This is a genomic window from Vulcaniibacterium tengchongense (genome assembly GCF_003814555.1).
Taxonomy (GTDB): Bacteria; Pseudomonadota; Gammaproteobacteria; order Xanthomonadales; family Xanthomonadaceae; genus Vulcaniibacterium; species Vulcaniibacterium tengchongense.
Genome location: NZ_RKQN01000004.1, coordinates 296,449 through 303,842 on the forward strand (window position 1 = coordinate 296,449; position 7,394 = coordinate 303,842).

The following is a 7,394-nucleotide window of genomic DNA, read 5'->3' on the forward strand; positions in this document are numbered from 1 at the left end:
GGCACCGCCCGCATCGAACGTTCGACACCGCCAACGGGAAACCCAACCATGCGCCTCACCGCTCTCGCCCTCTCCCTCCTGCTCGCCACCGCGCCGGGCGCGTTCGCGCAGGACATCGACAAGGTCAACGGCAGCATCTCCATCGATGCCGGCCAGCAGGCCGGCGACCTGCAGACCGTCAACGGCGGCATCCGCATCGACGCGCGTGCCCGGGTCGGCGACGCCGAGACCGTCAACGGCAGCATCGAGGTCGGCGACGACGTCCAGGCCGGCGAGCTGTCCACGGTCAACGGCGGCGTGCGCATCGGCCGCAACGTGCGTCTGGCCGGCGGCATCGAGACCGTGAACGGCGGCGTGTTCGTCGACCGCGGCGGCCAGGTGCGCGGCGACATCGAGACCGTCAACGGCGCCATCGGCCTGGTCGACACCGACGTGGACGGCGGCCTGGAGACGGTCAACGGCGACACCACGGTCGGGGTCGGCTCGCACGTGAAGGGCGGCATCCGCTACCACAAGCCGAACAAGCCGTGGTTCTCGACCAAGCAGCGCGATCCGAAGGTGATCATCGGCCCGAACGCGGTGGTCGAGGGGCCGCTGGTGTTCGAGCGCAAGGTCGTGCTGTACGTGCACGACAGCGCCCGCACCGGCGCGATCAGCGGCGCCACCGCGATCCGCTACAGCGGCGCGACGCCGCCGGCGCAGTAAGGCGGCGTCGATGCCGCGCACGCCGCCGGCCGGCACCGGCGGCATGCGTTCGCGCAGGGCAGGCGCAGGCGCACCCGGCGCGGCAGGCATGGCGATGGTAAGCCGCGCGTGCGTGCCGCGGGCGTCGGCGCGCCCGGCCTCTCCGGTCGGCTCGGCTGGTCCGTGATTCCGGCGAGAGCGGGTCCTGGCCGCCGAAGGGCGCTCCACCCCGGGTCTTCGGCGTTCGATGGCCGAAATCGCAGGTCCCGGTTGCGCGGCGACGGCGGCGGCGGCGCCGTCCCGATGGCACCCGGCCGCTCCCGTCCGGCGCCGGCCCCCGTTGCATGCGCCGGCCGCGCACGTGCCGCCTCCGGGCAGACAGCGCCGCCGCTTTCCCTAGAATGGGACTCCGCCCGGCGCTGGCGCGCCGCGGCGGCTGGTCCATTCCGGAGGTCCCATGTCCCGCAACCCCTTGCTCGCCGCCGCGGCGCTCGGCGCTTTCGCGCTCGCGGCCTGCTCCCAGCAACAGCCCGAGGCCGAGGCCCCGGCCGCGCCGGCGCCGTCCGCCACGGCCGCCGCCGGCGATCACGCGTTCTCCCCGGCGATCAACGCCGCCGACTTCGCCCAGCACGTGAAGGTGCTGGCCTCCGACGCGTTCGAGGGCCGCGCGCCCGGCAGCGCCGGCGAGGAAAAGACCGTCGAGTACCTCGCCGCGCAGTTCCAGCGCATGGGCCTGAAACCCGGCAACGGCGACAGCTACTTCCAGACCGTGCCGATGGTGGAGACCACCGCCGACGAATCGACCGTGCTCAAGCTGGACGTCAAGGGCCAGCCGCGCGAGCTCAAGTTCGGCACCGACATGGTCGTCGGCACGCGCACCGGCCAGCCGGAGGTGAAGGTCGACGGCAGCGAGCTGGTGTTCGTCGGCTACGGCGTCAACGCGCCGGAGCAGCACTGGAACGATTACGCCGGCGTCGACGTCAAGGGCAAGACGGTGGTGATGTTCGTCAACGACCCGGGCTTCCACAACCAGGACGCCAGGCTGTTCGAAGGCCGGCGCATGACCTACTACGGCCGCTGGACCTACAAGTTCGAGGAAGCGGCGCGCCAGGGCGCGGCCGCGGCGCTGATCATCCACGACAACGAAGGCGCGTCCTACGGTTGGGACGTGGTCAAGAATTCGTGGTCGGGCGCCCAGTTCGACCTGCCGGCCAAGGACGATCCGGAGCCGCGCCTGCCGGTGCAGGGCTGGATCACCGGCGACGTCGCGCGCAAGCTGCTGGCCGACCTCGGCCAGGACCTCGACGCGCTGTACCAGGCCGCGGGCAAGCCCGGGTTCAAGGCGATTCCGCTGCAGGCCAAGCTGTCGGTGGACCTGAAGAGCACGATCAGCGAGAAGTCCTCGCGCAACGTGGTCGCGCGCCTGGACGGCGCCAAGCGCCCGGACGAGGCGATCGTCTACATGGCGCACTGGGACCACCTGGGCAACCACGGCCACGAGGGCCACGGCGAGGGCGCGCCCGCGGGCGGCGACCAGATCTACAACGGCGCGGTCGACAACGCCACCGGCGTGGCCGGCATCCTCGAGATCGCCGAGGCCTTCAGCAAGCAGACGCCGCCGCCGGACCGCTCGCTGCTGTTCCTGGCGGTGACGCTGGAGGAGTCCGGCCTGCTCGGCTCGAAGTACTACGTCGCCCACCCGACCGTGCCGCTGAACAAGACGGTGGCGGTGGTGAACCTCGACGCGATGCCGGTGATCGGCCGCGCCCGCGACATGACCGTGGTCGGCTACGGCAGTTCGGAGCTGGAGGACATCCTCAAGACGGTCGCCGACGGCCAGGGCCGTACGCTGCACGCCGAGGCGACGCCGGAGGACGGCTTCTACTTCCGCTCCGACCACTTCAACTTCGCCAAGGCCGGCGTGCCGGCGCTGTACGCCAAGGGCGGCGACGACCTGGTCGAAGGCGGCACCGCCGCGGGGCAGAAGGCGCAGGCCGACTACCGCGACAACCGCTACCACAAGCCGAGCGACGAGTTCGATCCGAACTGGCAGCTCGAGGGCGTGGTCCAGGATCTGGAAGCGCTGTACGGCGTCGGCAAGACGTTGGCCGGCAACGAGCAGTGGCCGAACTGGTACGAAGGCAACGCCTTCCGCGCCGCCCACGACAAGCTGCGCCAGAGCGCGCAGTGAGCCGCGCCGTGGCGTGATCCGGCGGCGGCGTGCCCAGGCACGCCGCCGCCCCATGGCGCCGGCGCGCGACGCCGGCGCGATCCCGCCGCCGACGCGATGTCCCCTTGCCTCTCCGCTCGCGGGAGCGCTGTGGGTGCAGGCCGCAACGCCGGCGGCCTCGCGCCGGACGCCTGCCGCGCCACGTCGCGCGCGTTCCGAACGGCTCGCCCCCGCGCCTGCCCCGTCCGCCGGCGCACGCCTCCGCGCACCGCGATCGAAGACCAAACACACGCCCCGCTCCCAACCGGCTCCCGCCAGTTTCCGTGGAGGCGCCGCCCGCGTTTTCCGCTAGGCTGCACGCATCCGCCGCCCGTGCCCCGGCCATGACCCTCGCCTACGCCTGCATCCTGATCGCCGCGCTGTTGCCCTATCTCTGGACCGCGATCGCCAAGGCCCTGGGGGAGCGCTACGACAACCGCGACCCGCGCGCCTGGCAGGCGCGCCAGCAGAACCCGCGCTCGCAGCGCGCCTACGCCGCGCACCTGAACGCCTTCGAGGCCTTCGCGCCATTCGCCGCCGGCGTGCTGATGGCGCAATCGGCCGGCGTCGGCGAGGCGCGCGTCGCCGCGCTCGCCGTCGCCTTCGTCGCACTGCGCGTGCTGCACGGCCTGTGCTATCTCGCCGGCTGGCACCGCACGCGCAGCCTGGTCTGGCTCGGCGGCCTGTCCTGCGTGCTGGCGCTGATGCTGTCGGCGACCCTCGCGTTCGCGGGCGCGCGCGCATGAGCAGCGGCTCGCGCCACGGTTCCGCCGCGCCGGCCTTGGCCGAGGTCCGCGCCCGCGTGCGCGAGGCCGGCTTCGCCTTCGTCGACGGCGCGGCGATGCGCGGCTGGCTGGAACGGCGGCAAACGCTGGGGGACTGGGACGCGTTCGCCGCGAGCTGGGACCGGCTCGGCCCCGATCCCTACCTCGCCCGGGTCGGCCGGCAGCGTCGCCGCCGCCACGCCGTGTTCGCCGCCGAGGGCGAGGCGCTCCGCCGCGAACCGCACCAGCCGCACTACCAGACGCTGGACTACAACCCGCTGCAGGGCGGCATCGAACGCTGGTTCGAGCCGGTCGAGGACGCCGTCGCCGGGAGCGCCAGCCTGCGCGCGATCCTCGCCTTCGCGCGCGACTTCTTCGCACCGCTCGCGCCGGAAGTCAGCGCGTGGCGCATCGAAGTGCACCAGTTCCGCATCGAGGCGCAGCAGGATCGGCCGGGGCAGCCCACGCCCGAAGGCGTGCACCGCGACGGCGTCGATTACGTGCTGGTGCTGATGGTCGACCGCCGCAACATCGCCAGCGGCACCACCACCATCCATGCCGCGGATGGCGGCGAGGTCGGCAGCTTCACGCTGACCCGGCCCTTCGACGCGGCGCTGGTGGACGATGCGCGCGTGTTCCACGGGGTCACGCCGGTGACGCCGCTGGACCCGCGGCAGCCGTCGCACCGCGACGTGCTGGTGGCGACGCTGCGGCGCAGCGGCTGAGTCCGCGGAGGCGGCGCCGCGTGGGCGCCGCCGCCTTTTCCGCCACTCACGCGTTCGCGGCGACGAAACCGCCGGTCTGCCGCTTCCACAGCCGCGCGTACAGGCCGTCGCGTGCGATCAGTTGCTCGTGCGTGCCGGTCTCGACGATCCGGCCCTGGTCCATCACGATCAGCCGGTCCATGCGCGCGATCGTCGACAGCCGGTGCGCGATCGCGATCACCGTCTTGCCGACCATCAGCGCGTCCAGGCTCTCCTGGATCGCCGCCTCGACTTCCGAATCCAGCGCCGAGGTCGCTTCGTCCAGGACCAGGATCGGCGCGTTCTTCAGCAACACCCGCGCGATCGCGATGCGCTGGCGCTGTCCGCCGGACAGCTTCACGCCGCGCTCGCCGACCGTCGCCTCGTAGCCGCGCCGGCCCTCGCCGTCGACCAGGTGCGGGATGAACTCGTCCGCGCGCGCCTTGCGCGCCGCCTCGCGCATCTCCTCCTCGGTGGCGTCGGGGCGGCCGTACAGCAGGTTGTCGCGGATCGACCGGTGCAGCAGCGAGGTGTCCTGGGTGACCACGCCGATCTGCGCGCGCAGGCTGTCCTGGGTCACGCCCGCGATGTCCTGGCCGTCGATCAGGATCCGCCCGCCCTCGAGGTCGTACAGGCGCAGCAGGATGTTCATCAGCGTCGACTTGCCCGCGCCGGAGGGCCCGACCAGGCCGACCTTCTCGCCGGGCGCGACGTGCAGGTCGAGGTCGGCGATCAGCCCACGGTCGCGGCCGTAGTGGAAATGCACGCGTTCGAAGCGCACCTCGCCGCGGGTGACGGCCAGCGGCTTGGCGTCCCTCCGGTCGACCACGCTCAACGGCTGCGAGATCGTCGCGATGCCGTCCTGCACCGTGCCGATGTCCTCGAAGATCCCGTTCACCGCCCACATGATCCAGCCGGACATGTCGTGGATGCGGATCACCAGTGCGGTGGCCAGCGCGATCGCGCCGACGCTGATCGCGCCGCGCTGCCACAGCCACAGCGCCAGCGCGCAGGTGCCGACGATCAGCAGGCCGTTCAGTGCGGTGATGCTCATCCCCATCGCCGTGGTCAGGCGGGTCATGTCCTGCGCCTTGCGCGTCTGTTCGCCCAGCGCCTCGGCGACGTACGCCTCCTCGCGGCTGGCGTGCGAGAACAGCTTGAGCGTGGCGATGTTGGTGTAGGCGTCCACCACGCGCCCCATCAATTGCGAGCCGGCGTCCGACGCCCGCCACGAGCGATGCTTCACCCGCGGCACGTAGTGGGCCAGCAGCGCCACGTATCCCGCGATCCACGCCAGCAGCGGCGCCGCCAGCCACGCATCCGCCTGCAGGAACAGGTAGATCGCCGAGCCCGCATACACCACCACGTACCAGATCGCGTCGAACGCCTGGGCCGTGGACTCGCGCAGCGACGGCCCGGTCTCCATCACCCGGTTGGCGATGCGGCCAGCGTAGTCGTTCTGGAAGAAGCCCAGGCTCTGCCGCAGCAGATGACGGTGGCTCTGCCAGCGCACCAGGCTGGTCACGCCGGGGTGCACGGTCTGGTTCAGCAGCAGGTCGTGCAATCCCAGGCACAGCGGCCGCGCGATCAGCATCACCGCCGTCATCCACAGCAGTTCGCCGCCGTGGCGGGCGAAGAACCGGTCGGCCGGCGTGGCGTTGACCATGTCGACGACGCGGCCGAGGTAGTCGAACATCGCCACCTCGACGATCGCGACCAGGAAGCCGACCACGGTGAGCGCAACGAACACCGGCCACACCTGGCGCAGGAAGTGCCAGTAGAAGCCGACCACCGAACGCGGCGGCACCGTCTGCGGCGCCGGCCGGAACGGATCGATCAGCGATTCGAACCAACGGAAAAAGGTCATGGCATCTGTCTTCTGAATTCGGGAGAACGCCCCGCGCACGGGTTTCGCGTGCGGCCGGGCCGCCGACGCGAGACGCGCGGGAATGGCGGCGCAAGGCGCCGGGCGGGAAGGAAAGGAGGCGGAGGACGCGCACGCGCGATCCAGGGCCAACGCCGGCCCTGCGCACGGGTCCGTTCGGCAGCGCGGCGGCCCGCGGCGGGGCCGCTGGCCCCGACTTAGCGGTGGACCACGCCGATGGTGGCGAAGAACGTCATGATGCGTCTCCCTGCTCGAACCGTGGCCGCGGCTTCGTGCGCGGCGGCCGGGCGGCCGCGAATGCGGGCCGCGTGGAGCAGTCTATCCGTTGACGGGGGCAAAAGCATTCGGCACCGCGCCGGCCTGCATCGCACCGGAGGATGCCCATCGCCGGACGCCTTGCCGCAGTGGCCGGACCGGGGAAGTGACGCGGACTTGCGCGCGAACGGCCGCCCGTGCCTGGTGCAGCCCAACTCGACTCGGGGCGCACCTGCTTCTCGCATGCTGGATCGCGGCGACCTGCCGCACGGGCTGCACGGCCTCGAGCTATCCGACCTGTGCGGCATCGGCCCGGCGATGCGCGAGCGCCTGCACCGCTCCGCAGCGTCGCCGAACTGCGCGGCCCCGCGCGCCTGCGCACGATCCGGGGCGGCGAGCGCTTCTGGGCGCGGTTGCGCGGCCTCCGCCGCGCGGACGCGAGGTCCCAGCGTCGGTCGGCCACCAGCACGTGCTCGATCCGAAGTTGCGCACGTTCGCAGCGGCGCGAGACAGCAGGTGCTGTCGGGGCAGGCGGCGGCGCTGCGCATTCCCTTCCGTGCGGAACCGGGAACTGGAGACCGACGCCGGCGCGTGCGCCGTAACGGATCGGGCCGCGGACGCGAAGCGCTTTGGCGGGAGCGGCTGCGCCGGTGCAACGCGTTGGCCGAGCAGGCGCACCGCGGCCGCCGGGCGCGCTGCGCGCCCTCGCCCGGACGGCGCGGTGTGCTAATGCCAGGCGGAGACCGCCGGGCCTGCGGCCCGGGCGCGGAGCGATCCGGCGCCGGCGGTCCCGACGCGCGGAAAACGCCCGCGAACGGCCGCCTGGCCTAGGAAACCCGCGCAACCGTTTCCCG

The 7,394-nt window shown here is 72.5% G+C and carries 5 protein-coding genes; 4 read left to right on the forward strand and 1 reads right to left on the reverse strand.

All coding sequences use genetic code 11. The features are described from left to right. The first annotated feature begins 48 nt into the window (after positions 1-48). The 4 genes from EDC50_RS14395 to EDC50_RS14410 all read left to right on the forward strand — a co-directional run bounded on the left by EDC50_RS14395 (position 49) and on the right by EDC50_RS14410 (position 4,382). Positions 49-705, forward strand: coding sequence for a DUF4097 family beta strand repeat-containing protein (locus tag EDC50_RS14395; RefSeq protein WP_123771170.1), 657 nt, complete (start codon positions 49-51; stop codon positions 703-705). Between the two features lie 436 nt (positions 706-1,141). Beyond that, positions 1,142-2,875, forward strand: coding sequence for a M28 family metallopeptidase (locus EDC50_RS14400; protein ID WP_123771171.1), 1,734 nt, complete (start codon positions 1,142-1,144; stop codon positions 2,873-2,875). Positions 2,876-3,237: 362 nt separating this feature from the next. Next, positions 3,238-3,639, forward strand: coding sequence for an MAPEG family protein (locus tag EDC50_RS14405; protein ID WP_123771172.1), 402 nt, complete (start codon positions 3,238-3,240; stop codon positions 3,637-3,639). Further along, the gene (locus tag EDC50_RS14410) at positions 3,636-4,382 is read left to right on the forward strand and encodes a 2OG-Fe dioxygenase family protein (protein WP_123771173.1); all 747 of its coding nucleotides are present in this window, start codon (positions 3,636-3,638) and stop codon (positions 4,380-4,382) included. Before EDC50_RS14405 ends, EDC50_RS14410 begins: the two co-directional genes overlap by 4 nt. Positions 4,383-4,428: 46 nt before the next feature. On the opposite strand, the gene EDC50_RS14415 is transcribed toward EDC50_RS14410, so the two are convergent. Continuing rightward, positions 4,429-6,267, reverse strand: a complete 1,839-nt coding sequence (locus EDC50_RS14415; protein WP_123771174.1) for an ABC transporter ATP-binding protein — start codon at positions 6,265-6,267, stop codon at positions 4,429-4,431. Between the last annotated feature and the right edge of the window lie 1,127 nt (positions 6,268-7,394).